The sequence below is a fragment of the Sphingopyxis sp. Soil_C_28 genome (genome assembly GCF_057657055.1).
In genome coordinates, this window is sequence record NZ_JBDGJE010000002.1 from 433,655 (window position 1) to 458,154 (window position 24,500).

Below are 24,500 nucleotides of genomic sequence, written 5' to 3' on the forward strand. Positions count from 1 at the left end.
TCAGTTGAGCGTGACGAACCGCGCCATATCGTTGCGGGTCAGGTACCGGACGTCGTCGAACGGCGTGCTGTTGGTCAGCGCATAGAATTCGCGCGCCTTGGCGTCGTTCAGCCCCATCTCGCGGTAATAGCCCAGATATTCGGCGTGGACCGGATCGTTCGCCGGATAGTCGTTCGCCTCGCGGCCATATTCGTCGGCCCAGCTGTGGACGCCGAATTCGGCGTCGGGTGCGGCGCGGCGGGTGACCCCCGCGAGCCACAGCTCGACCGCGCCCGATCGGATCGAACCGCCCGCCGGAACCACGGTCTCCATGCCTGCACGGCGGATCGCGCGGGCGAGGATCAGATTGGCTTCTTCGTCGAGGCTGCCGGGGCAGTCGACCATCTCGAGCCGCTTGAGCCCCGGAAAGGCCGCGAGCATCGCCGCGAACTGGCGCGGCGTCGCCGAGGTGACGTCGCCCGCCATCCGGACGGTCGCGCCGTCGATCACCGAGAAGGGGCCATATGTCGCCCTGGCATGGCCGAGCGTCGCAAGGGTGGCGGCGGGCGCATAGCGCCGCGTCGCTGCCAAATCGGCGTCTTCGGCAAGCGCCTCGTCATCGAGCAGCGCCGAATCTTCGTCGATATATTCGGCGCCATCGTCATCGCCGGCATCGCCATAGGTCCATGTCACCGTCGTCGTGGTGATCGTCATGACCTGCTGCGCCTGCGCGGGCGCGAACGCCAGCACCGCCGCAAGCGCGGCGACGATGAGCGTACGAAAGAAGGCGGACGGCGAAACCATGCGTCCGCCTTCGCGCGGGGGCGCCTATCAAAGGACGAACAGGCAGCGTCAGCGCCGCGTTAACCCCGATATGGGACGGCGTCCCTCAATCGCGGTCGGGGGCGCCCAGCGGGAAATAGGCACGGTACGGCCGCGCGTCCTCGACGCAGCGCGACACCGTCGGATGCGCGAGCAGCCGCGCGCGATAGGCGCGCAAATTCTCGTATGTCTGCGGTATCTGATAGACCCAGTCGGCGTAGAAGAGCGCCGGTGCCGCGGCGCAATCGGCGAGCGTGAAGCCATAGGGCGTCGCCCAGCCGCCGCCCGCGAGCTCCTTGTCGAGCCAGCCATAGACGGTCTCGAGCTTCGCTCTCGCGCCATCGACGATCGATTGTACATGGCCGCCGGGACCGCGGATTGCGTCGTTCACGACATGCTGCATCTGGCCCATCACATGATGGTCGAAGATGCGGTCGAAGAAACGAACCTTCAGCGCCGCGTTGAAATCCTGCGGGATCAGACGTGGCTCGGGGACGAGATGGTCGAGATATTCGATGATGATCGACGATTCGAACCGGGGCACGCCGTCGTGGACGAGCAGCGGGAACTGCCCGACCGGCCAATGCGCCAGCAGTTCGGGCATATGGTCCGGAAACGCCGGATCGACCGAGCGATAGTCGAATTCGATCCCCTTCTCATAGAGCGCGATCAGCACCTTCCAGGTGTAGGACGAAAAGGGGTGGCCATAAAAAATCAGCATCCCCTCATCCCTTCACCGCGGCCTCGATCGCGGCGACGTCGATCTTGTGCATCGTCATCATCGTCTCGAACGCGCGCTTGCGGACGGCGGCATCGGGGTTCGCCATCGCATCGGTCAGGACGCGCGGGGTGATCTGCCAGTTGAGCCCCCATTTATCCTTGCACCAGCCGCATGCGCTTGTCGCGCCGCCGTTGCCGACGATCGCGTTCCAGTAACGGTCGGTTTCCTCCTGCGTGTCGGTATGGACCTGGAACGAAAAGGCCTCGCTCTGGGGAAAGGCGGGGCCGCCGTTGAGGCCGATGCAGGACACGCCAAGCACGCTGAACTCGACCGTCAGCGCGTCGCCTTCCTTGCCGCCCGGAAAATCGCTCGGCGCATGATAGACGGCCCCGACCTTGCTGTCCGGAAAGGTCGCGGCATAGAATTTCGCGGCTTCTTCGGCGTCCTTGTCGTACCACAGGCACAGGCTGACGGGGTTATTGTTCGCGCTCATTTCGTCTCTCCTTTGATGGGCCCGCCGATCGACCATTGATGGCCGAACGGATCCTTGATCTGGCCGTAGCGATCCCCCCAGAACATATTGTCGAGCGGCATCACCACCGTCGCGCCCGCGGCGACTGCGCGGTCGAACCATGCGTCGGCATCATCGACGTGCAGGTGCAACGTCACCCCGTCGGGGGGACCGCTTTCATTCTCGACATATTCGGGAAATTCGTCGTGCATCATCAGCGATGCGCCGTTGATCGTCAGATGCGCGTGCATCAATCGCACCCCGTCGTCGGCGGGCATGCGCATATTCTCGGTCGCGCCGAACGCCCTGATGTAGAAATCGATCGCCTCGCTCGCGCGTTTGTCGGCGATCGCGATATGCGGGGTCAATCCCGTCGTCGGGCCCTGATTGTCCATCGTGCCTCTCCTTGTCTATTTGCGTGGTGTCTATTTGCGCGGGCCTACGAAGCCGACCGATGCGCCCTGCGGGTCGATCGCGTTCATCGCATATTCGCCGCCGGGAATTTCCATCGGGTCGTTGGTGACGGTGCCGCCATTGGCTTTCACCGCGGCCAGCGCGCGGTCGATATCGTCGACCCCGATATAGAAATTCCACACCGGCACCGGATAGCCTTCCATCAACGGCATCACCGCGCCGATGCCGACGTCGCCGCGCTGGATGAAGCGGTACGCGCCGATCGGGCCCATATCCATCTCGCCCTCCTGTCCCCAGCCGAAATGCTTTTGGTAAAAAGCAATGGCGGCGTCGGGGTCGCTCGTCGCAAGCTCGTTCCAGCGGACGCGCTGCGGCTCGGTTACCGAAAACACGTCGCTCTCGCCGCCACCCTCGGGCGGGACCGGGTCCATGATATAGAAGGGCGCGCCCTGCGGGTCGGTGACCATTGCGATGCGCCCGACGGGGATGTCCATCGCGGGCATCTGCACCGCGCCGCCGTCGGCGGTGATCGCCGCGATCGCCGCATCGACATCGGCGACGTGCAGATAGCCGATCCAGATCGGCCGCGCGCCGCCCGCGAGCATGTCGGCATTGAGCGCCAGCACGCCCCCGGCGTTGCCGCCGTCGCTGCGCCCGATCATGCGATAATCCATGTCGCCAGCCGCCGGGTCACGGTCGGCCGCAATCGTCCAGCCGACGACCGCGCCATAGAATTGCGCCGCGCCCGCGGGGTCGGGGGTCATCAATTCATACCAGATGAAGTTCGATGCTTCGGTCATTGTCTGTCTCCTTGATTGGGGCTCTCGCGGCGTTCGATGGCCTTATTCAACGCCCATATCCCTTCGTCGCTTCGATGGTCGGCGCGCGGAAACCCATCGCGGCCCACGCCGTCAGCAGGCGCCACATGAATTTGCCCGATGGCGACCTGTAATTGGGTATGTCGTCGGGCAATTCGACGCCCTCGGGCCGGTCGCCGACGATCGTCCGCATCTCGGCTGCCGGGCGCTGCCCTTCGGGAATGCGCGCCGAATAGACGCTCAGCCAATGGCCCTTGGTAAATTCGAGCGCGATCGGCGCGTTGCAGCAGCGCGCGACCAACCGCCGCGTCGGCGATTCGGTGGTCAGCCGATGCTCATCGAGCTGGTCCGATCCCGACAGCCATGTCAGGCGATCCTTGCGGACGAGCACATAAGGTGTGCCGCCATCGGCGCCGACCACCGCCGGCGCGCCGGGAAGCGCCTCGAACGCGTGCCCCGCCGCCTGGCAGCTATGGCAATAGCAGGTCGCCGCGACGATCGGCTTGCCGACGAGTTCGAGGCTCACCGTGCCGCATGGGCATGAGGCGGTCCGGTGTTCGGGTTTTTGTATATCGGCCATCGGTTCTCTTCCCTCTGATCCTCCCTGTCGCGAAGCGATGGGGAGGGGGACCATCCGAAGGATGGTGGAGGGGCGGCGACGTCGCGCCATCGCCCCTCCGTCAGCGGCTGCGCCGCTGCCACCTCCCCATGCCTGCGGCACAGGGAGGATCTGGAGCGTTACGCCTCGACGATCGGAGCGAAGCCGCCGTAGATCATGCGCTTGCCGTCGAACGGGTTGGTCTCGGGATCATGCTTCATCCGCTCGTCGGTCATCATCTTTTCCCAGCCGGCGGTGCGCGTTTCCTTGTCGGGCCATTCGACCCAGCTGTAGACGACGGTTTCGCCGTCCTTCTTGTGCGCGGCGCGGGCATAGTCGGTGACCTTGCCGTCGGGCACATCGTCGGCCCACGCCTCGACGACGCGCGTCGCGCCATAGTCGCGGAACACTTCGGACGCCTTCTGCGCCAGCGCGCGATAGGCTTCTTTGTTGCCGTCGGGGACGGGCACGACATAGCCGTCGACATAGCCGGTCTTGCCCTCGCTGCGATCGTCGACGATCGAATCGAAGCCACCGATGATCATCCGTTTCGCATCGAAGGGCATGCTCGCGCCCATGCTCTGCATCCGGGGGTCGCTCATCATTTTCTGGTTCGCGGTGTCGCGTGTCGCCTTGTCGGGATATTCGAACCAGCTGAACACGACGGTCTCGTCGGGTTTCGCCTGCACCGCGCCTTTCAGGTCATTGACCTTGCCATCGGGGACATCGTCGCCCCACGCTTCGACCATCCGGCTCACGCCGAATTCCCTGAACAGCGGCGCGGCATCGGCGGCGTGCTTGCGATAGGCTTCCTTGTTGGCGGTCGGCACCGCCACGACAAATCCTTCTACATAGGTCATCTTGTCTCTCCTAAGGGGGGTGGGAGTTTTCAGGCGGCGGGTGGACCCGCTTCTTCGCTGAAGGCTTTAAGCTGCGCGTCCATCGCGCGCTGGAAGGCGGGGCGGGCGAGGCAGCGGTCGAGATACGCCTGCAACCGCGGCTGCTCGGCGATCAATCCGGCCTCGACGGCTTCGCGCAGCACGGTCGCCATCGCGATGTCGGCGACGCTGAACTCGCCGGTCAGATAATCTTTGTCGCCGATCGCATCGTTCAGGCGGCCAAGGCGGCCCTGGATGAATTCGATCAGGCTCGGACGGCGCAGCTTCGCCCATTCCTCGTCGGCGGCGAAGATATCGACATTGCCCAGTTCGAACAGCATCGGCTCGACGCTGTTATAGGCGGCGAACAGCCAGGCGAGCGTGTTGGCGCGCGCCTGCGCGTCGCGGGGCATCAGCCGCGCATCCTTTTCGGCGAGGTGGAGCAGGATCGCGCCGCTTTCGAACAGGCGGATGCCGCCGTCGTTGAGCACCGGCACCTGTCCCCAGGGCTGGAACAGGAAATGGTCGGCGGGGCGGTTGATCGCGCTGATCAGATGTTCGGCATAGTCGAGCCCGATTTCCTCGCACGCCCAGCGCGGGCGCAGGTCGCGGACATAACCGCGCGCAAAATCGGGGACCCAGTCGAAGGCGGTGACTTCGATGCTGGCATTGGGGTTGACGGGCATGATCCTCTCCTTTGATCGTGTCGGGTGGAATTAAAAGGTCGGCATCGGGGGCGCGGTATCGTCGAGGAACGGCACGACCGTCGCGACGATCGCGGGCACCTCGCTCATGATCCCGATGTGCGATGTCGCGGGCAGGATCGCGAGCCGCGCCTTCGGCGCTTCGGTCATGAAACCCTGCGTCGCCGCGGCAATGTCGCCGCCGCCGCGCAGCTTGAACAAGGCGATCGCATGGTCGAGCGTGACGCCGTCGGCATCGCCGATGATCACCATCGTCTTGCCCGGAATCGCGCGGACCTGCTCGTCGGAATAGGCGAAGGGCGTCGCGTCGAGCGTCTTGATATTCTCGACCAGTTTGGGGAATTTGTCAGGCGTCGGCGACAGGCTCCTGTACCCCGTCTCGATCGGGCTGCCGGCGAATGTCGCGGGGGTCAGCTCTGCGATCCCCGCCAGCACTTCGGGATACCAGCCGTCGAGCCGCGACGTTCCCGACAGGATGACCTGCTTGCCGACCTGCCCGGGGTGGCGGACCGCCAGCGCGATCGCCGTCGATGCGCCCATCGAATAGCCGAGCACGTCGGCCTGTTTCACGCCGAGCTTCGCGAGAACCGCGGCGGCATCGTCGGCCATCTGGTCATAGCTCAGCTTGCCGTCGACCCCGCCCGAACGGCCATGGCCGCGCGCGTCGATTGCGATCACCGGGCGCGTCGCGGCCAGCGGATCGATCAGCGACTTCATCGCATCGCTCGACATGAAGGCGCCGTGGAGCACGAGCAGCGGGGTCTTGCCCGCGGCGAGGTCGCCGTGCAGCTGGTAATGGATACGCGTGCCGTTCACATCGGCGTCGGCGGCCTTGGCCTTCGCCGGCGCGGCGGCCGGGGTGGTCGTGGGTGTCTGCGCCCGCGCCGGCTGCGGCACGGCAGCAACGGTGGTCGCCGCGGCGAGCAGCGCGATCGCAGGCGCAAGGCTCCGGCGGGAGGAGAGATTTGTCATCGGACGTTTCCTCTTATTCTAAGGACGGAGACTAGGACCGTTTGCCTTTGATCCAGGCGACGATCGACATCGCGTGGCCGTGGCCCAGATCATAATCGGCCTTCAGCCAGTCGATGATCGCGCCGGCCTTGATGCCGGGGGCGAGGCCGCTTTGGTCGGCGAGGCCCTTGTCGATCGCGAGGCTCTTCAGCTCTTCGGCCGATTTGCCGGTCTTGCTTTCGACATTGTCGATATAGGCCTGAAAGCTCATGCGCCTGCTCCTGCCCGCAGAGGGATCAGCGCGCGGAGCCGCGGGTCGCGCAGCCACAGACCGCCCCACAGCATCAGGCCGAGGTAGACGCCGAACAGGCAGTGGCTGAACAGCGGGCTGCCGATCCGCACATGGGTGGCGATCGCGCCGCCGAGATAGCCGGTGATCAGGATGGCACCGAGGATCGCGGTGCGCGGCCAGATGTAAAGCAGGGTCGGGATCAGCAGCAGGACGGCGAGCATCGTCATCGTCGGGACGTTGAGCGGCCATCCGAGGCTGGGCGGGGTGTATTTGATCGCCGTTTCGGGCGACACCAGCTTCAGCCCGGCGTCGAAGAGCAGGAAGAGGATCACAAGGCCGCTCAAAACGCGGCCGGCAATCAACGGGCCCTTATTGGGAGCACTATCGGTCATCCTCTTCCTCCTCCCTATGATCTGGTTATGCCGATGCTTCGGCAGGTTCTCCGGCGGGGATCGCGGTCGGGTCCATCCACATCACTTCCCAGATATGACCATCGGGATCCTCGAAGCTGCGGCCGTACATGAAACCATAATCCTGCGTCGGAGTCGGGTCGGCCTTGCCGCCGGCCTTGACCGCCTTGTCGACCTGTCCGTCGACCGCGTCGCGGCTGTCGGCCGACACGCAGATCAGGACCTGCGCGGTCGTGTGCGCGTCGGGGATCGTCTTCGACGTAAAGGTCGCCCATTTTTCATGCGTCAGCAGCATGACGTGAATCGAACCCTCTTCAACCACCATGCACGCGGCGGTTTCGTCGGTGAAGGCGGGGTTGTTCGCCGCGCCGACCGCTTCGTAAAAGGCTTTCGACTTATCGAGGTCGGCGACCGGCAGGTTCACGAAAATCATCTGGGGCATCGTCTTCTCTCCTTTGGGGGTGTTGATTGTTGAAGTCAGCGGGCGCGGCGCGCGGGGGCAATTACGCGCCGCGTCATGACGCTCCTCCGCTGTCGAACAGCATCCGGACATAACGCTTCAAATGGGTGACGGTGCCGCGCGCAATCGCCGGATCGTTCGTCGTTTTCGCCAGAACGAAGGCGCCCTGCAATACCGACTGGACATGCTGCGCCAGACCGATCGCGGTGACGTCCTCGGGCACCCCGTAAACCTCCATCGCCGCGGCAATATCGGGTGCCAGCGCTTCGCAATAGGCGTTGATGCTCGCCTCGCACGCGGCGCGAATGCGGTCGTTGGTCGAATAGGCTTCCTGCACCATCGTCCCGACGAAGCAGGTGTAATCCTCGGTCGGGCCGTCGAGCATCGCCAGGCGGAAATCGATATGGCCGAGCAGGCGGTCGAGCGGGTCTTCGAGCTTCACATGCGGTGCGAGTTCGAACATCGGCCGTGCACGCTCGGTCCAGCCCTCGGCCGCGGCGACCGCCAGCTCTTCCTTCGATGCAAAGTGATGGAAGAAGGCGCCCTTGGTCACCCCTGCCGCCGCGCAGATCTGATCGACCGTCGTCGCTGAATAGCCCTGCTTGCGCACCGTGGCATGGGCTGCGGCAATCAACTTGGCGCGCGCGCTGCCCCGCGGAGCGCGGGTTGGCGAGGTGTCAGGCGAGGTTTGATTCGGCGTCATGCGAATCGACATACCGACTAGTTGGTATGCTGTCAAATCCCGAACATCCTTCGCGATGTGCGCAACGATCGAGAAGTTGCAAAAAGACTCGACCTTCCCGCCGTCTGGCCTAAAGAAGGTTTGGAACAAAGGGGGCACATAGGTGCTGTTCCGGGGGGAACATGGTCGCAGTCGTTTCAACCACTGCCTATCTGGGCATCGACGCGCGCGGGGTCGAGGTACAGTGCCAGATCACGCCGGGCGTGCCGCGCTTCGTCGTCGTCGGCCTGCCCGACAAGGCGGTCGGCGAAAGCCGCGAACGCGTCCGCGCCGCCATCGCCGCGATCGGGCTGTCGCTCCCGCCCAAGGTCATCACCGTCAACCTGTCGCCCGCCGACCTGCCGAAAGAAGGGTCGCATTACGATCTGCCGATAGCACTCGCACTGCTCGGAGCGATGGGGGTGATCGATGCCGAGACACTCGCCTCCTATGTGGTCGTCGGCGAGCTTGGGCTCGACGGGCGCGTTGCGGCGTCGCCCGGGGTCCTGCTCGCGGCGATCCATGCGAGCAGCATCGAGCGCGGGCTGATCTGCCCCGCTGTGCAGGGCCCCGAGGCGGCGTGGGCGGGCAATGTCGAGGTGCTCGGCGCGCCCGATCTCCTCTCGCTGCTCAATCATTTCAAGGGCAATGCCCTACTGTCGCCCCCGGTGCCGGGTGAGGTCGAAATCCCGGCGCGCACGGTCGATCTGCGTCAGGTGAAGGGGCAGGAGACGGCAAAGCGCGCGCTCGAAATTGCCGCGGCGGGCGCACATAATCTGATGATGTCGGGTCCGCCGGGGGCGGGAAAATCGCTGATGGCGTCGTGCATGCCCGGCATCCTCCCCGACCTTACCCCCGCCGAAGCGCTCGAGGTGTCGATGATCGCGTCGGTCGCGGGACAGCTTGAGGGCGGGCGCCTCCTCCGCGCGCGGCCGTTTCGCAGCCCCCATCATTCGGCGTCGATGCCCGCGCTCGTCGGTGGCGGACTGCGGGTGCGCCCGGGCGAGGTCAGCCTCGCGCATCTCGGCGTGCTGTTCCTCGACGAATTGCCCGAATTCCAGCGCGGGGTGCTCGATTCGCTGCGCCAGCCGCTCGAAACCGGCGAGGTCAGCGTCGCACGCGCCAATGCGCATGTGACCTTCCCGGCGCGGGTGCAGCTTGTCGCCGCGATGAACCCATGCCGCTGCGGCCATCTCGGCGACCCCGCGCTCGCGTGCAGCCGCGCGCCGCGCTGCGCCGTCGATTATCAGGCGAAGCTGTCGGGGCCGCTGCTCGACCGTATCGATCTGCATGTCGAGGTGCAGGCGGTGAGCGCCGCCGACCTCGTCCTGCCGCCCCCCGCCGAAGGCAGCGCCGAGGTCGCCGCGCGCGTCGCCGCCGCGCGCGCGATCCAGACCGCGCGCTACGCCGGGCACAAGGCGCGCACCAACGCCGAGATCGATGGCGAACTGCTCGAAGCGGTCGCGACCCCCGACGATGCCGGACGCAAGCTGCTCGCGCAGGCTGCCGAAGCGATGCGGCTGTCGGCGCGCGGCTATACGCGAATCTTGCGCGTGGCGCGCACGATCGCCGACCTTGCGGGCACCGCGGACATCGGGCGCATCCACATCGCCGAAGCGCTGAGCTATCGGCGGCAGGCGCCGAGGAACTGATGGAAGAGGTCGTTTTCGAGGCCGCGATCATCGAATGGCGCGGGCCGGCACCGTTCCTTTTTGCTCGGGTTCCCGACGAGCATGTGGGCGCCATTCGGTATGCCGCGATGACCGAAAGCTATGGCTGGGGCGTCGTGCCGGTGGCGGCGACGGTCGGGAAAACGGTGTTCGCAACATCGCTTTTCCCGCGCGACGGCACCTATTTGCTGCCGATCAAGGTCGCGGTTCAGCGGTCCGAAGCGGTCGGGGTGGGCGACCGGGTCCGGGTCACGATACAGGTCGGCCGCCGTTAACGTCGCGCCACCCGTCCAATGATGCTAAACATTTTCCAACATATTTGTGCGATGGGGCACCGATGACTGTGGCGGGCGATCTTTTTGCGAACCTGTGCGGCCGGCTCGTGCTCGGCTTCGCTCTGCTTGTGCTCGCGCTCTGCGCCGCGCCGGCAGCGGCGATGGCGCTCGACATCGACCGCGACCTTTGTCACGCGCAGAGCGATATTGCGGCGCCCGACGACAGCCTTTCGACGCTTCGTTTCTCATGTCGCGCATCGCCGGCGGACTATCAGCAAGGGAGCCTCTGGCTGCGCGTGCCGATCGACGCTCGCGGCGGCAGGCGCAGCGACATCGCGCTGATGGTTCATCAGTCGCGGTTCGATCGGCTGGCGGTCGCCTTCTCTTATGCCGACGGTGCAACGCGCTGGCAGCAGGTGCGGCAGGGCCGTTACGGGTCGCATTGGCGCGTCGGCGGGCAAATCCTGTTTGAAGCGCCCGAACGCGGGGTGCCGCTGACCGCGGCGACGATGCGCTTCGACCGGCTCGCCAGCCATGTCTTTGTGCGCGCAAGGCTGGTGCCGAAGGCAGAGGCGGCGATGCAGTCGGCCGGCATGGCCGCCGCGGTCGGTGCCGCACTTACGCTTCTGCTCGTCAGCTGTATTTACAGCCTCTCGCTCGCCGTTGCGGTGCGCCGCCAATATCTGGCGTGGCAGGCGGCGTGGTCGGGGACGATGCTGCTTTGGGGCACCTTCTGGTCCCAGATGCATTTGGCGCTCGTGCCGGGAATGGCCGGCACCTTGTCGGCGCAAGTCGGCACCTTCCTCGCGTGTCTCGCGATTGCCGTCGCCACGTTGAGCGCGGTGATGGCCGTCGATCGGGCCATGGTGCCGAAATGGCTCCGGACGATCGCGCTGGCCCTCGGCTTGGGCGTTGGGGTCGCGGGAATTCCGCTGGCATTGATACGCAGCGGCAGCCTAGGGCCGCTTGCCGACATATTGGGGCTGGTCATCATCGCCGATCTTCTGGTGGTCGCCATCTATCTTGGCTGGGCATGGCGGCGCGGATCGGTCGAAGCGCGCGACTTTCTGGCGGCGTGGGGTCTGCCCATGGCGATCCTCGCCTTCATCCACATCGTCGATGTCGAGAATGGTTTCTGGGGTGGCGGATCGAAGCTGCTCGTGCTCGTTGCCGCAACCTGGCAGGCGCTGTGGCTCGCCGCTGCGGCAACGCGCCGGCTCGCGCACCTGCGGATCGAACGCGACCATGCGCGCAGCGGCGAAGCGCAGGCGCAGCAGCTGGCGCGGCGCGATCCGCTGACCGGGCTGCCCAATCGCCGAGGCTTCGTCGAGAGCGTGACGCCGCTGCTCGAACGCGCGCGCGCCGACAATCTTCCAGCGGCGTTGCTGCTCGTCGACATCGACCGTTTCAAGTCGATCAACGATATTTTTGGTCATGACGCGGGCGACGCGGTGCTGTGCGGTATCGCGCGCCGGATCGAGCGCTGGGAAGGGCCGATGTGCACCGTCTCGCGGCTCGGCGGAGAGGAGTTCGGCCTGCTGACGATCGGGATGGAGGGGATCATCCTCAATCGTTTTGCCGAGAGCATCCGCCGCGGCATCGGCGCGTGCGATCATAGCGAAGCGGTCGGCGAAAGATTGGTCACCGCGAGCGTCGGCGTCGCCGAAGTGCGGCCCGCCTGCGATTTCCGGCAGCTATACCGGCTGGCCGACGAAGCACTTTATGATGCGAAACGCGGCGGACGTAACAAGGTTATCGTCCAGCGACACCAAGGCGCCGGTGGACAAACATCCGACCGCGAGGTCGCGATATCGAATTAGAGGCCGGCCGACGCTGACTTGTTCTCGACGATTTCCAGCGGCGGCGGCGCCTTTGCCGCGGCGCCGTGGCGGCGATGGCTCAGCTTGCCTTCGACCTTGCCGCCATTTTCGATCGTGATATTTTCGTAGGTGACGTCGCCGGTGATCCGCGCCGTGGCGTGGACGATCAGCGTCTTGGCCTCGATCGCGCCGTCGAGCAGGCCGGCGATCTTTGCGGTCTCGGCGATAACCGAACCCTTGATTTCGCTTGCCTCGCCCTGGACGAGGTTGGCGCATTTCAGATCGCCGTCGATCTTGCCGTCGACGTGCAGATCAACGCTGGCGGCGACATTGCCGGTGATGACGACGTCGGATCCAAGGATCGAAAAGGTGGTGTGGCGGGCACCGGTCGCCATCTTAGCGGGCACCGCGGACGGCAGCGACGGAACCGACTCGCTGCCTTGCGTCGTCTTTGACTTCGAGAACATCGGCTTTGGCCTCCAGGAAGCGGCGCGGGTTTACCGCGACGCCATTCAAACGGACTTCGAAATGCAGGTGGCTGCCGGTCGAACGGCCGGTCGAGCCCATTTTGGCGATCTGCTGGCCCGCGGCAACCTGCGCACCGACGGTCGATGTGAAGCCCGACAAGTGGGCGTAGCGGGTCAGGATGCCCTGGCCATGATCGACCTCGACGACATTGCCGTACCCGGACTTCTGCCCGACATAGACGACGCGGCCGGGGGCGGCGGCAAGGATCGGGGTGCCCATCGGGCCGGGGAAATCGAGCCCCGAGTGCATCGCCCCGGCGCCGGTGAACGGGTCGCTGCGATAACCGAAGCTCGACGAGAGCATCAGCACATTCGCGGGCTGGCCCGACGGGATCGCAACGAGCGTGCGTTCGAGCACTTCCATGCGGAAGAGCGCACTTTCAAGCGCGGCGAACGACTTGCCGAGCGAACTCGCGCGGCCGGCGCGGCCACGATAGGGGATGAACGGTCCACCTCGGCCGGCCGCGGCGTTGCGAACCAGCGCGGCGGGGTTCATGCCGAGCTTGGCAACGGCGCCTTCGGCCTTTGCCGCGCGTTCGTTGACGGCGGTCAGCAAGCGCGCCGCGAAACCTTCCTGCCGCGCTTCGAGCCGGGCGAGGACTTGCGCTTCGGGGGGCAAATTGGGGTCGATCGTTGCGCTATTTTCAAGTTGGCTGATCTTGAGCGGCGCCTTTTCGGCCGCCGGAGCGGTGCCTTCGGTGCCGATTTCGGGCGTCACCGCCGCGGGCTCGACGCCGAAGTGAACCTTCGACCATTCTTCGAGTTGTTCCTGCCGGTCTTCGAGATCGGCGGCGGTTTCGGCGACATTGTCGCGATATTTGGCGATGCGCGCTTCGGACGCGGCGGCGGCGGCTTGCTGCTGTGCGACCGCGGCACGCTCACCCGACGAGAGCAGCTGATTGACGAGCACCGCCAGCGTGGCGCCGGCCCATGCGAGCAGCACAATCGCGGCGATCAGCGCGACGCGCTTTTGCCAGACCGCGCTGACACGCAGAAAACGGACATGTCCGTGCGTACGAACGAAGATTTCATGGTCTTGAAACAGCGCAGAAAAACGCTGGCGCAAATCGCGCAGACCCAAATTTTTCGATGACAAGTGGCGACCCCATCTTGTTTGTTTTAGGAGCCCTCCGCCCCGATTGATGCGCGCTGTATCAGGCGGACCTTGGCGGCGCGAATCTTTGCGGGGCGACTCGGGCTGAGTCGAAACCAACATGCGGTGAACGGTGTCAAACGGCCGGAACGCGGCCATTTTGGCAGGAAATAGCCTGCGAATCGGCTGATTATATTGACGGCTTGCTTACCATTTTTGGGTAGGGCTAAGCGGGTGAATATCATGGCGAAATCTGCTTCATCCGAGACACACGAATCGGCCAGCCAGCCGGGACCGGTCGCCGTCCGTCCGCGTTCGGCGGTCAGCGCCGGGGTCGGTATCGTCGGGCTCGGGGGACTGGTAAGCTACTTGCTGATCGCGCGTTTCGCGCCCGAGATCGCGGCGTTCCTCGGCGTCGATTGGGGCGATCGCGGGGCTATGAACGGCCCGAACTCGGCGATCGCCAGCGTGCTGGCTTGCGGCGGCCCGATGGTGCTGTGGTCGATCTTCGTCGACAAGGTGCATCGCAATCCGTCGACGGGCATCGACTGGGCGCAGCGCCGTCCGTGGCGGGAGACGCTCGACATCAGCCTGACCAAGCTCGCGGGCATGTGGGCAACCTGGGGGCTGATCGCGCTGATCTATGCGACGATGCGCTATTATTGGGAGGGCAATTACGCCTTTTCGATGAACCTGCTCGAAACCGTCGCGCCGTGGCTGCTGCTCGTTTCGGTGCCCTATATGCTGTGGCTCGACCGACGCATGATCGAGCCGCGCGACGGTTGCTATCAGTTCGGGCGTTGGCTGGTTGCACCCGGGCAACCGGTCGATGGTCGTGCGGTCGGCCACCATCTGCGCGCCTGGGCGGTGAAGGGATTTTTCACCGCCTTCATGCTGTCGATCGTGCCCGGCAATTTTTCGGCGCTGGTCACGGTGCCCATGAGCGAGGTGCTTGCCAATCCCTATATGACCGGGCTCTGGGCAATCAATTTCCTCTATCTGATCGACGTCCATATCGCGACCGTCGGCTATATCCTGACGCTAAAGCCGCTCGACGCGCATATCCGCACCGCGAATCCCTATGGCATGGCTTGGGTCGCGGCGCTGGTCTGCTACCCGCCCTTCATCCTGATGAACGGCGGCCCGCTCGATTATCAGGTGGGCGGCTCGGACTGGGGGTATTGGCTTGCCGGCCATGAGAATTGGCTGATCGTCTGGGGCGTGGTGCTGGTGTTGCTCACGGCGATCTACAGCTGGGCGACGATGGCGTTCGGCATCCGCTTTTCGAACCTGACGCATCGCGGCGTCATCACGCACGGACCTTATGCCTTCACGCGGCACCCGGCCTATATTTCGAAGAATCTCAGCTGGTGGGTCGGGTCGCTCCCCTTCCTCGTCACCGCAGGCGGCTGGGTCGAGGGCGCGCGCAACGTCATCCTGCTCGGGCTGGTCAGCGGCATCTATTACTGGCGTGCCAAGACCGAGGAGAAACATCTCCTCGCCGATCCGGCGTACCAGGCCTATTGGAACTGGGCGCAGGAGCACGCTTTTATACCACGCCTTTTCACGCGGATAACAGGCCGCAAGCGTCCCCTTATACGGCTTGAGCCCGACGAACGCGTCGGGCCAGTCGCTTAATCTTTCACCGCGCCGGCCGCGACGGCGCGCTTGGCCTGCAGCTCGGCATAGGCCGCGTTGATCGCGCGCCATGCCTGCTCGCATTGCTGCTGATCGGAGCGCCGCTTGCTGGCGCACAAGCGGTCGAGCCGTTCCAGAACCGCCTTGGGGCTGTTGTCGCGGCTAAACGGATAGGTTCGGACATTCTCGGAATAGCCCATGACGCCGAACACGGCGGGCGAAGGCATGTCTGCGGCCGATGCGGCGGTGGCGAGGAGGCTGGTGGCAAGAAGGCCCAGGGTCAAACGGCGCATCATCGACTCCCATATTATTACAGGGCAATGATAACATGGAAATAATTGGAACCGAAGCCCGATCCGCGCGGAACGAAATTCCGCGCGGATCGAAAGCTTTTAGAATTTGAAGCCCGCCTCGACGCCAAAGATGCGGGGTTCGTTGACGTAGCTCGTCAGATTGTTGAAATCGATACCGCCGGTCGCCGATTCATCATTGGTGATGTTGCGAACGAAGCCGGCGATGTCGAAGCGGTCGGTCCGATAGCCGACGCGTAGGCCGCCCTCGAGCAGCTTGTCGTCCGAAAATTCGACCGAGCGGTAGAGGAAGAACTCGACCTTCGAACGATAATACCAGTCGGTGAACGCATAGATCGCGCCGTCGCCGACAGGAATTTCATAGCCCGCGGTCCAGTTGAGCGTCCACTTCGGCGACTGCGGCAACTGGTTGCCGTCGATCGAGAAGATGCCCGGGCTGCCGGCGCGCGGCGGGTCTAGCACGGTGCACGGCGTCGCCGAGCCGCAGCCCGCGACAAAGGCGTTGGCATCGTCGATTTTGGCGACGTTCCACGCGCCGCCGATTGAGAAGGTCAGGCCCTTCGCCGGCGCCGCCTGCAATTCGGCCTCGATACCATGGCCCTTGGCGTCGACGTTGAGCAGGCTGGCGACGTTCGATGTGCCGCCGACCGCGGTCAGCTGAAGATCCTTGGTGTCGAAATAATAGCCGGTCAGGTTGAAGCGGACGCGGTTGTCGAGGAAAGCGGTCTTGATCCCGGCTTCGTACGACATCGTCTCTTCCTGATCGGCGGTCGAGATGGTGCGCGAGAAGGTCAGGCGACCCTGCACCGACGGCGCGCGATAGCCGCGTGCGACGCGGGCGTAGAGCGTGAGTGCGTCCGACGCTTCATAGGTTGCGCTGGCGTCCCACGTCAGCAGCTTGCCCTTGACCTTGGCGGCCTGTGGCGGGACCGGGGTGTTCGGGCTTACGACGAAAGCGGGGCGCGTTTCGACCGGACGCGAGGCGACGAAATCGCGCGTGTCATGATTGTAGCGCGCGCCGGCCTGCAGCTTGAAGCCATTGTCGAAGGCGTAATTGACCGAGCCGAACAGGCCGTAGGCTTCGCTGTCCTGACGCTGGATCGCGATCGCCGACGGCGTGGCGTCGGTCGGGCCGCCGAACTCGAAGCTGGAGATATCGAGCTTTTCGTCGAAATAAAAGGCACCGAATTGATAGCCGAGCCCGCCGCTGTTGTTCGACGCGATGCGGATTTCCTGCGTGAACTGGTCGAGGCTGGGGACATTATCCTGGCTCTGCGCCTGGAACGGGATCAGCCCCGGACCCGACACCGGCAGGAACACCGCGCCGAAACCGCCGTCGATGTCGCCGCGGCTGCGGAAATTGCCGTTCCAGTAGGAGGTGACCGAATAGGCCGTCACCGGCCCGAAATCATATTCAAGGTTCAGCCCGGCGTTGTAGGTGTTGAGCTTCTGGAAGTTCAGCCCGTCCTGATAGACTTCGTCGCGCTTGAACTCGGTGCCCGCGCCGCCGAGGCCGACGAGCTTGTTGCTGCCTGGAAGCTGCGTATTGGCGCGGAAGATGATCGCCGAGCCGTCATAGATGCGGACCTGCCCGGTCACGCGGCCGGTGAAGGGGCCGTTCTCATATTGGAGCTGGAGGCGCGCGGCGATGTCGTCATAGCCGCCGAGGTCGTTCTTCTTGGTCGTCGCGACATTGTCGACCCAATTGTCGCGATGCTGGAACAAGGTCGACAGGCGGACCGAGAAACCATTGTCGTCGGCGGCGCCCGCCGCAATCTCAACCTGCGTGGTACCATAGCGGCCATAGCTGGCGCGCGCATAGCCGCCGGTCTTGCCGGGCTTGACGGTGTCGAACTTGACGATGCCTGCCGGCGTGTTGCGGCCGAACAGGGTGCCCTGCGGCCCGCGCAGCACTTCGATGCGGTCGAGGTCGAAGATCGGGAAGCCCTTGAGGATCGGATTTTCGAGGACGACGTCGTCATAGACGACGCTGACCGGCTGCGATGCGTTGAGATCGAAATCGGTGTTGCCGAGCCCGCGGATGTAGAAGCGCGGGAAGGTCCTGCCGAACGAGCTTTCGATGTTGAGGCTGGGCACACGGCCCGCGAGCACGCGCACGTCGGACCCGGTCGAGGTGATCGCATCGAGTGTGTCGCCCGACAACACGCTGACCGAAACCGGCACATCCTGCAGGCTTTCCTCGCGGCGCTGCGCGGTGACGACGATGTCGCCGAGGCCGCTGTCTTCAGCGACGGGAGCCGTATCCTGGGCGGCGGCGGGTGCGGCCCAGGCCGCGGTTGCGAGGGCGACGCTTATAGCAATAGTGGAAGGAAAGTGGCGCATGGCGAGCTTCCTGAAACAGAGGTGAAGATGGGAGAGGCGAAAAACCGATCGCTTCTTGGCTCTCTGAGCGCGCGCGATCAATCGCCGAAGCGCGCACCGCTGACGTTCGTGTCAGCGGTGTTGCGTTTTTGCTGCACTTTCGGGGCGCGAACGTCCCTTAGAAGCTCAGTTCGTCGTAGATCTTCGACAGATCGTGGCCCCACGGACCCTCGTAGCGATCAAGCAGGTCGTGCGCGGGCGATTTGCCGTTCTTGGCGATGCGGCGCAGCGGTTCGAGGAAGCCGACTTCATTGTCGCCCATCGAATTGACCTCGCCGCGCGCCGCAAGGCCCGCTGCTGCGATGTCGAGCACGCGGTGGGCAAGCTCGCCTACCGTGCCGCCGCCGGGGGCGGGGGCGTCGAGGCCTTCGCTCGGGACCGCGTCGCGGAGCGTCTGCTGCTCCTCGATGCTCCAGCCCTTGACGAGATCCCACGCCGCGTCGAGCGCGCCCTGGTCATAGAGGAGGCCGACCCACAGCGCCGGGAGCGCGCAGATGCGGTTCCACGGGCCGCCATCGGCGCCGCGCATTTCGAGGAAGCTCTTCAGGCGCACTTCGGGGAAGGCGGTCGACAGATGGTCGTTCCAGTCGGAGATGCGGGGCTTTTCGCCGGGCAGCGCCGGCAGCTCGCCTTTCAGGAAGTCGCGGAAGCTCTGCCCCGCGGCGTCGATATATTTGCCGTCGCGGAAGACGAAATACATCGGCACGTCGAGCATATAGTCGACATAGCGTTCGTAACCGAAGCCGTCCTCGAACACGAAGGGCAGCATGCCGGTGCGCGCGGGATCGGTGTCGGTCCAGATATGGCTGCGGTACGACATATAACCGTTGGGCTTGCCCTCGGTGAACGGGGAGCTGGCAAACAGCGCGGTCGCGATCGGTTGCAGCGCGAGGGAGACGCGGAATTTCTGCACCATGTCGGCTTCGCTCGAATAATCGAGATTGGTCTGGATCGTGCAGGTGCGCAGCATCATGTCGAGACCCATGCTGCCGACGCGCGGCATATGGTCGAGCATGATCTTGTAGCGCCCCTTGGGCATGATCGGCAGCTCGGCGCGCGTCTTGTCGGGCCACATCCCGAGCCCGAGGAAACCGAGGCCGAGTTCGGCACCGACCTCTTTCACCTGTTTCAGGTGGCGGCCGGTTTCGGCGCAGGTCTGGTGGAGATTTTCGAGCGGGGCGCCGGACAATTCCAATTGCCCCGCGGGTTCGAGGCTGACGGTCCCGTCGCTGCCCGCAAGCGCGATGACCTTGCCGCCTTCGATCACCGGTTCCCAGCCGAAGCGGGTGAGCGCCATCAAAAGGTCGTGAATGCCGCCGGGCTCGTCATAGCTGGGCGCGCGGTGGTCCGCGGTGCGATAGACGAATTTCTCGTGCTCGGTGCCGATCCGCCAGCGGTCCTTGGGTTTTTCGCCCTTGATCATGGGGACCGCGAGCTGGTCGCGGCTTTCGACGATGGGATCGTTGCTGTCCGAGGCGGTGCGCGTGCTCATATCGCGCCATTATACGGTTCGGTACAGAAAGCAATCGACTGTTGGAATGGCCCTATTTGACTAGCGCGCGGAGGTTGATCGTGAAGTTCGATCCCGGCGCCATCGACCCCTTTGGCCGGACGCGGACATGGGTGACGGTCGCATCGACCCCATTGGCGTCGGCGCTCGGGCCATAGGTCCAGCTGGCGCCGCCATTGTTCGAAAACTCGAGATCGTCGGTTGTGCTGGCGAGGCTGGCGAAGCTGTAGGTCAGCGCGCTGCTGCCGGCGGTGAAGCGCACCGGGCCGGGGCCGGGGGCGTAGGTGCCGACGAACAGGCTGAGGTTCGCGGGGATCGCATCGGTGACGATCACGCTGTTGTTCGACGGGCTGGTGCCCGCGGGGGCGGTAATGGTCAGGCTGTAATTGGCAAAGCCGCCGGGGATCAGTTTGGGGTTGGTCAGGCCGTTCACCGGGTCGCTGTAGGCGAGCGATGTCTTCGCGATCGACAGCGGCACGATATAGCTGTTGGTGAAGGTACAGACGATGGCGGTGTCGGCGGGATCGACCGTCAGCACATTGCCCGTAAGCGGCGCCGTATTTCCCGTGCAGGCCAGCGCCTGTGCGTAATTGGCGCCATTGCCGACGGTGAAGGTCTCGGCCAGCGTTGCGCTTTCGGCGGCGTAGACGGTGACCGCGGCATTGGTGTCGGTCTCGTTCGCGCTGTTTGCAACCGACGCGAGGCTGGCGTTGTTGATCAGGCCGCTGGTCGCGACGGTGACGGCGTTGGTCGTCTGGGCGTTGGCCCATGTCTTGCGCACCACCAGCGTCGCCGATTTGCGGCTGTTGGTCCAAGTGCAGGTCAGCGAGGTGCCCGAGGGCATGACGACGGTGCGGCTGAGCCCCGTGCCCGCGGTCGCGACGACGACATTGTCGCTGTTGCGCCGGCATTCGATACTGCCGTTGTAATTGGCGGCGCTGCCCGTCGTGTACGCCTCGGTCAGCGTCAGCGTCGAACCGGGGGTCGCCACGGCCGTCGCGTTGGTCGCGCCCCCGCCAACGGTCGACGTTCCCGCGCTGGGCAGGAGGCCGCCCGAAATCGACAGGCCGACCGCATCGCCCGCAATGCCGTTCGTCCAGTTCTTCGCGAGAACGACGGGCGAGTCATTGTCGGTGATCGTATAGGTGCTCGCCGTCCGCGCCGCGCCACCGCAGCTCGTGGTGCTCGACACGGTGTAGCCCGTGCCGCTGTTCAGCGCGATCTGGATCGTCTCGCTGCTTTCGGTCGCGGCGTCGTCGACGATCTGGATGCCCAGCGGCACGGCGGTGTTCTGGTAAGTGCCCGCGGGGATGGTGACGGTGAAGGTCGCGCCGCCGCCGGGCGTCGTATAGTCGGTGCCGCGCGTCGCGGTGCCGCCGGTGATGCTGACATTGACCGTGCGCGCCGTGAACAGCGTGCCGTTGACAGTGAGCGTCGGAAGATTGGCGGTCGCAAGCGATTCGACCCCCGACGCGCTCGCGGTCGAGAGCTCGATGAACGGGTTCAGCGTGATGCGGATGTCGTCGAGGAAATTGCCGATGCTGCCGGCGTCGGTCGTGATGAACTGGACGCGCTGGATCCCCGAAGCACCGGTGTAGGTCGTTGACCCGGTGTTGACGTTCCACACATTGTTGATCGTCGAAGACTGCGACGCCAGCGCCTGGATCTGCGCGCCCGAACTGTTCGCGATCTGGAACCGCGCGGTCTGCGTCGCGGGGCCGCCCGATCGCGCGCGATGAGCAAAGGTCCAGCCGATCGTCTCGCCGGTGACCATGCAGATATTCTGGTAGAGCGCACCGGGGACATTGGCGTTCATTTCGGCAAACACCGAACCGGCATAGGCGGGGACGCTGTTGAAATTACTGTCCCACAGTTCGATTTCGCCCGACGCCGAATCCCACCCGACGACCGACCCGTTCGAATAGATTTCGTAATTGGCCGCGCCCGGCCCTTGCGGATCGTTGGCCTCGAACGATGGGTTGACGATGACGCGCTGCGCCTGCGCCGGTGCGGCCGCCATCGATCCTGCGATGACGATCAGGGCACACAGTCGCGCTAGGTGGGTTCGAGGGTGCCGGGTCATCAGTTGATCGTCACGTCGAAAGCGACCGCCATCGCGCTTGCTGGCGCCAGTACCGGCGTCACGGCGGCGACGCTGGCGCCGGTGATCGACGCGCCGAACGGGTCGCTTTCGTCCGAGCCGCTGGCATTGTCGTCTTCGACGGTTGTCGCGCCGGAGCAACTCGTGCCGCTGCGCAGCGAACCCGCGACGAAGGTCGTGCTGGCGGGCAGCGCGTCGGCGACGTTGACGCCGGTCGCGGTGCCGCTGCCATTGTTGGTGACGAGGATGCAGTAGCGCATCGTCGCGCCCGGGATTGCCTTGGGATCGGTCGCGCCGTTCACCGGATCGTTCACGACGCTGCTTGTCTTGACGATGGTCAGGTTGGCGGTCGGGCGGCAGAAGGTGACGTCGTGGACCGCCATGCCCTGCTGTCCCGGATCGGTCGGAGCCAGGCTGTGGCTTCCATAGGTGACGATGATCGTGTCGACCGGCGCGGCAAAGGTCACGACGACATTGCCGTTCGCGCTGGCGTCGGCCGATGTCGCGTCGCCATAGGCGCTGTTGCCGACGACATAATTGCTGACCCCGTTGGTCAGGTTGGGGGTGACCGGCGATCCGTTGAAACTGCCGGTCACGGTCACGCGGTCAGCGAACTGGCCCGCGGCATAATCGATATCGAACAGACGGAATTGCGCGCCGGGGACCGCGGTCGGAAGCGTGATCGTCGATGTTATCGTGCCGGCCTGGCTGGTGAAATCGGCGATCTGGAAGATCGAAAATTGAGCGGGCGCGATACCGCCGGTGACGACGTTCTGGCGCGTCGGCGACTGGCCGCCATAGGTCGCATTGTTCAGGAGCGCGCCGCCGCTGATCGCGATATTGAAATTCATCGTCCCGATGCCGGGCAGGGCGTAGCTGCCGCCCGTTGTGCCCGCCGGCCAGCTGATGCCATCCCAGTCGTGGACCGTCGTGCCGACCGGGCAGACGAGCGTTGGCGGGGTTCCGGCGACGCGCGAGCCCGAGACGGTGAAGCTGGCGCTATCAAAATCATCCTCGCCCGCCGTGCCATTGCCCGGGATCGAATCGGGATCGAAGGCTGAGGAGGCGCTGACCTCGGCGATGTTGGCGACGGTCGCGCCCGACGTCGCGGCGACGGTGCCGCTGATCGTCAGGGTGCGCGTCGTGCCGGGGGGAATGCTGCCCACCGTCCATACGCCGGTCGTGCCGTTGTAACTGCCAAAGCCCGACGCGCCGGTGAAATTGAAACCCGCGGGCAGCGTGTCCTGCACCGTCACCCCGGACGCGGTCAGCGTCGATGCGCCCGCGTTGGTCACGCTCAACACATAGTTGATGCTGGCGCCGAACGCCGGCGCGGCATTGCTGACCGACTTGGTCAGCGACAGATCGGCGTAAGGCGCGATCGGCACAGTCGTCAGCGTCAGGTCGGTTCGGGTAAAGTTTCCGGTGTCGCCGTTGAGCGAGTCGCAGATGGTGAGCTGCCAGGTCCCCGCCGACCCCTCGCCATTGATGTTCGCGAGCGACCCTTCGGGGCGGAAGCTGCGCTGATAGGGGGGCGCGGTCGCCGTGCTATCGTTCGTGGTGTGCGCCGTGATGCTGGCGGCCGCACTATCGTCGAACAGGACGTTCAGATTGTCTGCCGACGTGCCGACATTGGTGATCAGGTTGACGACGGTGCCGGCCGGCGAAACGAGCGTCGCGCGAAGGTCGCCGCGATAGCTATGCGCCAGCTGGACTCCTATGTTCACATCGGTGATCTGCGCGTTGGCCGTGACGGTAAAATTGCGCACCATCGGACTGGTGCACGCGGTCGCTGTTTCGCTGATCGTGCCGGTGATTGTGTTGCTGTAAGTGGTCGTCGTCTGCGCCGCGGCCGGACGGAAGGCGAGCGCCCACGCCAGCCCGACGAGCATCAGAAAGGCCCGTACAAACTGCGCGCACTGGCCCCCACGCCAGCAATATCGGCTCTGGTCCTGCCGTTGCATTGGGCCGCTATGCCCGCCCATAGCTAATATGCGGTTAAAATCGGTAGCTTGGCGGCATTTCTGTTCGGTAGCGGGACAGATTTGGCGTCTCAGGCGCGCGCCGACCAATCGCCATGTTGCGCCATCCACAGGCTGACCGCTGCGATGGCTGCGGTTTCGGCGCGAAGAATGCGCGGGCCAAGCGCGATACGGCGGGCGGCGGCATGCGCGATCAGCAATTCGCGTTCGCGCGCGGTAAAGCCGCCTTCGGGCCCGGTGAGGATCGCCGCGGGCGCGGGGGCGTTAATGTCGGCCAGCGGCGCGCCACCCGCCTCGTCGGCGAACAGCAGCACCCGACCCGTCGGCCAGTCCTTCAGCAGCTGCGGCAATTTGACGGGTTCGGCGAGCGTGGGGAGCGCGGTGCGTCCGCATTGCTCGCACGCCTCGATGATCTGCGCTTCCAGCCGCTCGCTTTTGACGCGCTCGACGATCGTGCGTTCGGTGATCACGGGCTGCAGCCGCGCGACCCCCAGTTCGGTCGCCTTTTCGATGATCCAGTCGAGCCGCGCCTTTTTCACCGGCGCAAAACAGAGCCACAGGTCGGGGACTTGTTCGATCGCGCGCATCTGGCGTTCGATGCGCAGCGTCAGCTGCCGTTTCGCCGAATCGGCGACGACCGCGAGCCATTCACCGCTGATATTGTCGAACAGCAGGATCGGATCGCCCGCCTTCATCCGCATCACGTTGAGCAGATAATGCGCGGCGGGGCCGTCGATCATCGGAGCAGCGTCGGGCCCCAGCGGCAGGTCGACGAACAAACGGGGTGTGCTGGCAGGCGGCCAGGCAGGAATCGCGGGCATGGCCAAGTCGATAACAGAAGGCGATATTTTGTGCATCCTTTGCCGTAGGACGAGTGACCCTGTCCCGATCCGGGTCAAAACCGCCACTCCG

25 protein-coding genes are annotated in these 24,500 nt (G+C 65.0%); 4 read left to right on the top strand and 21 right to left on the bottom strand.

Annotated elements, in window-relative coordinates; genetic code table 11:
• The 13 genes from AC3A43_RS10225 to AC3A43_RS10285 form a co-directional block, all read right to left on the bottom strand.
• Nucleotides 1-783, bottom strand: coding sequence for an alpha/beta hydrolase (locus AC3A43_RS10225; RefSeq protein ID WP_487792436.1), 783 nt, complete (start codon nt 781-783; stop codon nt 1-3).
• Between the two features lie 85 nt (nt 784-868).
• Nucleotides 869-1,522 (bottom strand): glutathione S-transferase family protein, encoded by a 654-nt coding sequence (locus tag AC3A43_RS10230; protein ID WP_487792437.1) that lies wholly within the window; start codon nt 1,520-1,522, stop codon nt 869-871.
• Nucleotides 1,523-1,526: 4 nt separating this feature from the next.
• Nucleotides 1,527-2,015, bottom strand: coding sequence for a VOC family protein (locus AC3A43_RS10235; RefSeq protein WP_487792438.1), 489 nt, complete (start codon nt 2,013-2,015; stop codon nt 1,527-1,529).
• Nucleotides 2,012-2,428, bottom strand: coding sequence for a VOC family protein (locus AC3A43_RS10240; RefSeq protein ID WP_487792439.1), 417 nt, complete (start codon nt 2,426-2,428; stop codon nt 2,012-2,014). The genes AC3A43_RS10235 and AC3A43_RS10240 overlap by 4 nt, the downstream gene beginning before the upstream one ends.
• 30 nt (nt 2,429-2,458) lie before the next feature.
• Nucleotides 2,459-3,247 (bottom strand): VOC family protein, encoded by a 789-nt coding sequence (locus AC3A43_RS10245; protein ID WP_487792440.1) that lies wholly within the window; start codon nt 3,245-3,247, stop codon nt 2,459-2,461.
• Nucleotides 3,248-3,293: 46 nt separating this feature from the next.
• A complete protein-coding gene (locus AC3A43_RS10250; protein ID WP_487792441.1) occupies nt 3,294-3,845 on the bottom strand; it encodes a GFA family protein in 552 nt (183 codons plus the stop codon).
• A 158-nt stretch (nt 3,846-4,003) separates the two neighbouring features.
• Nucleotides 4,004-4,723: a DUF1428 domain-containing protein gene (locus AC3A43_RS10255; protein WP_487792442.1), complete on the bottom strand. Its 720-nt coding sequence runs from the start codon at nt 4,721-4,723 to the stop codon at nt 4,004-4,006.
• A gap of 29 nt (nt 4,724-4,752) precedes the next feature.
• Nucleotides 4,753-5,427, bottom strand: coding sequence for a glutathione S-transferase family protein (locus AC3A43_RS10260; RefSeq protein ID WP_487792443.1), 675 nt, complete (start codon nt 5,425-5,427; stop codon nt 4,753-4,755).
• A 30-nt stretch (nt 5,428-5,457) separates the two neighbouring features.
• Nucleotides 5,458-6,417, bottom strand: coding sequence for an alpha/beta fold hydrolase (locus AC3A43_RS10265; RefSeq protein WP_487792444.1), 960 nt, complete (start codon nt 6,415-6,417; stop codon nt 5,458-5,460).
• Nucleotides 6,418-6,448: 31 nt separating this feature from the next.
• The gene (locus AC3A43_RS10270; RefSeq protein WP_487792445.1) at nt 6,449-6,667 is read right to left on the bottom strand and encodes a DUF4287 domain-containing protein; all 219 of its coding nucleotides are present in this window, start codon (nt 6,665-6,667) and stop codon (nt 6,449-6,451) included.
• Nucleotides 6,664-7,080, bottom strand: coding sequence for a DoxX family protein (locus AC3A43_RS10275; protein ID WP_487792446.1), 417 nt, complete (start codon nt 7,078-7,080; stop codon nt 6,664-6,666). The genes AC3A43_RS10270 and AC3A43_RS10275 overlap by 4 nt, the downstream gene beginning before the upstream one ends.
• A 25-nt stretch (nt 7,081-7,105) precedes the next feature.
• Nucleotides 7,106-7,540: a VOC family protein gene (locus tag AC3A43_RS10280; protein WP_487792447.1), complete on the bottom strand. Its 435-nt coding sequence runs from the start codon at nt 7,538-7,540 to the stop codon at nt 7,106-7,108.
• Nucleotides 7,541-7,613: 73 nt separating this feature from the next.
• On the bottom strand, nt 7,614-8,261 hold the full coding sequence (locus AC3A43_RS10285; RefSeq protein ID WP_487792448.1) for a TetR/AcrR family transcriptional regulator: 648 nt from the start codon (nt 8,259-8,261) through the stop codon (nt 7,614-7,616).
• A gap of 161 nt (nt 8,262-8,422) precedes the next feature.
• Here AC3A43_RS10285 and AC3A43_RS10290 point away from each other — a divergent pair, with 161 nt between their 5' ends.
• From AC3A43_RS10290 to AC3A43_RS10300, 3 genes are all read left to right on the top strand, one after another.
• Entirely contained in the window at nt 8,423-9,931 is a 1,509-nt protein-coding gene (locus AC3A43_RS10290) for a YifB family Mg chelatase-like AAA ATPase (RefSeq protein ID WP_487792449.1), read from the top strand.
• Nucleotides 9,931-10,224, top strand: a complete 294-nt coding sequence (locus AC3A43_RS10295) for a DUF1905 domain-containing protein (protein WP_487792450.1) — start codon at nt 9,931-9,933, stop codon at nt 10,222-10,224. The genes AC3A43_RS10290 and AC3A43_RS10295 overlap by 1 nt, the downstream gene beginning before the upstream one ends.
• A gap of 62 nt (nt 10,225-10,286) precedes the next feature.
• Nucleotides 10,287-12,044: a sensor domain-containing diguanylate cyclase gene (locus AC3A43_RS10300; protein ID WP_487792451.1), complete on the top strand. Its 1,758-nt coding sequence runs from the start codon at nt 10,287-10,289 to the stop codon at nt 12,042-12,044.
• Here the strand turns inward: AC3A43_RS10300 and AC3A43_RS10305 are convergent.
• Together AC3A43_RS10305 and AC3A43_RS10310 are read right to left on the bottom strand one after the other, a co-directional pair.
• Entirely contained in the window at nt 12,041-12,439 is a 399-nt protein-coding gene (locus AC3A43_RS10305) for a bactofilin family protein (RefSeq protein WP_487792452.1), read from the bottom strand. The genes AC3A43_RS10300 and AC3A43_RS10305 overlap by 4 nt on opposite strands.
• A gap of 1 nt (nt 12,440) precedes the next feature.
• A complete protein-coding gene (locus tag AC3A43_RS10310) occupies nt 12,441-13,667 on the bottom strand; it encodes a M23 family metallopeptidase (RefSeq protein WP_487792453.1) in 1,227 nt (408 codons plus the stop codon).
• A gap of 240 nt (nt 13,668-13,907) precedes the next feature.
• On the opposite strand from AC3A43_RS10310, the gene AC3A43_RS10315 reads away from it, so the two are divergent.
• Nucleotides 13,908-15,302 (top strand): methyltransferase family protein, encoded by a 1,395-nt coding sequence (locus AC3A43_RS10315; RefSeq protein ID WP_487792454.1) that lies wholly within the window; start codon nt 13,908-13,910, stop codon nt 15,300-15,302.
• Here the strand turns inward: AC3A43_RS10315 and AC3A43_RS10320 are convergent.
• From AC3A43_RS10320 to AC3A43_RS10345, 6 genes are all read right to left on the bottom strand, one after another.
• Nucleotides 15,299-15,598 carry a hypothetical protein gene (locus tag AC3A43_RS10320; RefSeq protein WP_487792455.1) on the bottom strand — a complete coding sequence of 100 codons (300 nt, stop codon included), beginning with the start codon at nt 15,596-15,598 and terminating at the stop codon, nt 15,299-15,301. The genes AC3A43_RS10315 and AC3A43_RS10320 overlap by 4 nt on opposite strands.
• A 96-nt stretch (nt 15,599-15,694) precedes the next feature.
• Complete coding sequence (locus AC3A43_RS10325) at nt 15,695-17,956, bottom strand: TonB-dependent receptor (protein ID WP_487792456.1); 2,262 nt, start codon at nt 17,954-17,956, stop codon at nt 15,695-15,697.
• A 157-nt stretch (nt 17,957-18,113) separates the two neighbouring features.
• Nucleotides 18,114-19,487, bottom strand: a complete 1,374-nt coding sequence (locus AC3A43_RS10330; protein WP_487792457.1) for a glutamate--cysteine ligase — start codon at nt 19,485-19,487, stop codon at nt 18,114-18,116.
• A 52-nt stretch (nt 19,488-19,539) separates the two neighbouring features.
• Entirely contained in the window at nt 19,540-21,588 is a 2,049-nt protein-coding gene (locus AC3A43_RS10335; protein ID WP_487792458.1) for a hypothetical protein, read from the bottom strand.
• Nucleotides 21,588-23,570 (bottom strand): proprotein convertase P-domain-containing protein, encoded by a 1,983-nt coding sequence (locus AC3A43_RS10340; protein WP_487792459.1) that lies wholly within the window; start codon nt 23,568-23,570, stop codon nt 21,588-21,590. The genes AC3A43_RS10335 and AC3A43_RS10340 overlap by 1 nt, the downstream gene beginning before the upstream one ends.
• A gap of 89 nt (nt 23,571-23,659) precedes the next feature.
• Nucleotides 23,660-24,409 carry a 16S rRNA (uracil(1498)-N(3))-methyltransferase gene (locus tag AC3A43_RS10345; protein WP_487792460.1) on the bottom strand — a complete coding sequence of 250 codons (750 nt, stop codon included), beginning with the start codon at nt 24,407-24,409 and terminating at the stop codon, nt 23,660-23,662.
• Nucleotides 24,410-24,500: the final 91 nt, after the last annotated feature.

What these genes read in the sequence shown, in the direction of transcription:
- AC3A43_RS10225 (WP_487792436.1), bottom strand. Translation starts at nt 783, where the DNA reads ATGGTTTCGCCGTCCGCCTTCTTTCGTACGCTCATCGTCGCCGCGCTT.
- AC3A43_RS10230 (WP_487792437.1), bottom strand. Translation starts at nt 1,522, where the DNA reads ATGCTGATTTTTTATGGCCACCCCTTTTCGTCCTACACCTGGAAGGTG.
- AC3A43_RS10235 (WP_487792438.1), bottom strand. Translation starts at nt 2,015, where the DNA reads ATGAGCGCGAACAATAACCCCGTCAGCCTGTGCCTGTGGTACGACAAG.
- AC3A43_RS10240 (WP_487792439.1), bottom strand. Translation starts at nt 2,428, where the DNA reads ATGGACAATCAGGGCCCGACGACGGGATTGACCCCGCATATCGCGATC.
- AC3A43_RS10245 (WP_487792440.1), bottom strand. Translation starts at nt 3,247, where the DNA reads ATGACCGAAGCATCGAACTTCATCTGGTATGAATTGATGACCCCCGAC.
- AC3A43_RS10250 (WP_487792441.1), bottom strand. Translation starts at nt 3,845, where the DNA reads ATGGCCGATATACAAAAACCCGAACACCGGACCGCCTCATGCCCATGC.
- AC3A43_RS10255 (WP_487792442.1), bottom strand. Translation starts at nt 4,723, where the DNA reads ATGACCTATGTAGAAGGATTTGTCGTGGCGGTGCCGACCGCCAACAAG.
- AC3A43_RS10260 (WP_487792443.1), bottom strand. Translation starts at nt 5,427, where the DNA reads ATGCCCGTCAACCCCAATGCCAGCATCGAAGTCACCGCCTTCGACTGG.
- AC3A43_RS10265 (WP_487792444.1), bottom strand. Translation starts at nt 6,417, where the DNA reads ATGACAAATCTCTCCTCCCGCCGGAGCCTTGCGCCTGCGATCGCGCTG.
- AC3A43_RS10270 (WP_487792445.1), bottom strand. Translation starts at nt 6,667, where the DNA reads ATGAGCTTTCAGGCCTATATCGACAATGTCGAAAGCAAGACCGGCAAA.
- AC3A43_RS10275 (WP_487792446.1), bottom strand. Translation starts at nt 7,080, where the DNA reads ATGACCGATAGTGCTCCCAATAAGGGCCCGTTGATTGCCGGCCGCGTT.
- AC3A43_RS10280 (WP_487792447.1), bottom strand. Translation starts at nt 7,540, where the DNA reads ATGCCCCAGATGATTTTCGTGAACCTGCCGGTCGCCGACCTCGATAAG.
- AC3A43_RS10285 (WP_487792448.1), bottom strand. Translation starts at nt 8,261, where the DNA reads ATGACGCCGAATCAAACCTCGCCTGACACCTCGCCAACCCGCGCTCCG.
- AC3A43_RS10290 (WP_487792449.1), top strand. Translation starts at nt 8,423, where the DNA reads ATGGTCGCAGTCGTTTCAACCACTGCCTATCTGGGCATCGACGCGCGC.
- AC3A43_RS10295 (WP_487792450.1), top strand. Translation starts at nt 9,931, where the DNA reads ATGGAAGAGGTCGTTTTCGAGGCCGCGATCATCGAATGGCGCGGGCCG.
- AC3A43_RS10300 (WP_487792451.1), top strand. Translation starts at nt 10,287, where the DNA reads ATGACTGTGGCGGGCGATCTTTTTGCGAACCTGTGCGGCCGGCTCGTG.
- AC3A43_RS10305 (WP_487792452.1), bottom strand. Translation starts at nt 12,439, where the DNA reads ATGGCGACCGGTGCCCGCCACACCACCTTTTCGATCCTTGGATCCGAC.
- AC3A43_RS10315 (WP_487792454.1), top strand. Translation starts at nt 13,908, where the DNA reads ATGGCGAAATCTGCTTCATCCGAGACACACGAATCGGCCAGCCAGCCG.
- AC3A43_RS10320 (WP_487792455.1), bottom strand. Translation starts at nt 15,598, where the DNA reads ATGATGCGCCGTTTGACCCTGGGCCTTCTTGCCACCAGCCTCCTCGCC.
- AC3A43_RS10325 (WP_487792456.1), bottom strand. Translation starts at nt 17,956, where the DNA reads ATGCGCCACTTTCCTTCCACTATTGCTATAAGCGTCGCCCTCGCAACC.
- AC3A43_RS10330 (WP_487792457.1), bottom strand. Translation starts at nt 19,487, where the DNA reads ATGAGCACGCGCACCGCCTCGGACAGCAACGATCCCATCGTCGAAAGC.
- AC3A43_RS10335 (WP_487792458.1), bottom strand. Translation starts at nt 21,588, where the DNA reads ATGACCCGGCACCCTCGAACCCACCTAGCGCGACTGTGTGCCCTGATC.
- AC3A43_RS10340 (WP_487792459.1), bottom strand. Translation starts at nt 23,570, where the DNA reads ATGCAACGGCAGGACCAGAGCCGATATTGCTGGCGTGGGGGCCAGTGC.
- AC3A43_RS10345 (WP_487792460.1), bottom strand. Translation starts at nt 24,409, where the DNA reads ATGCCCGCGATTCCTGCCTGGCCGCCTGCCAGCACACCCCGTTTGTTC.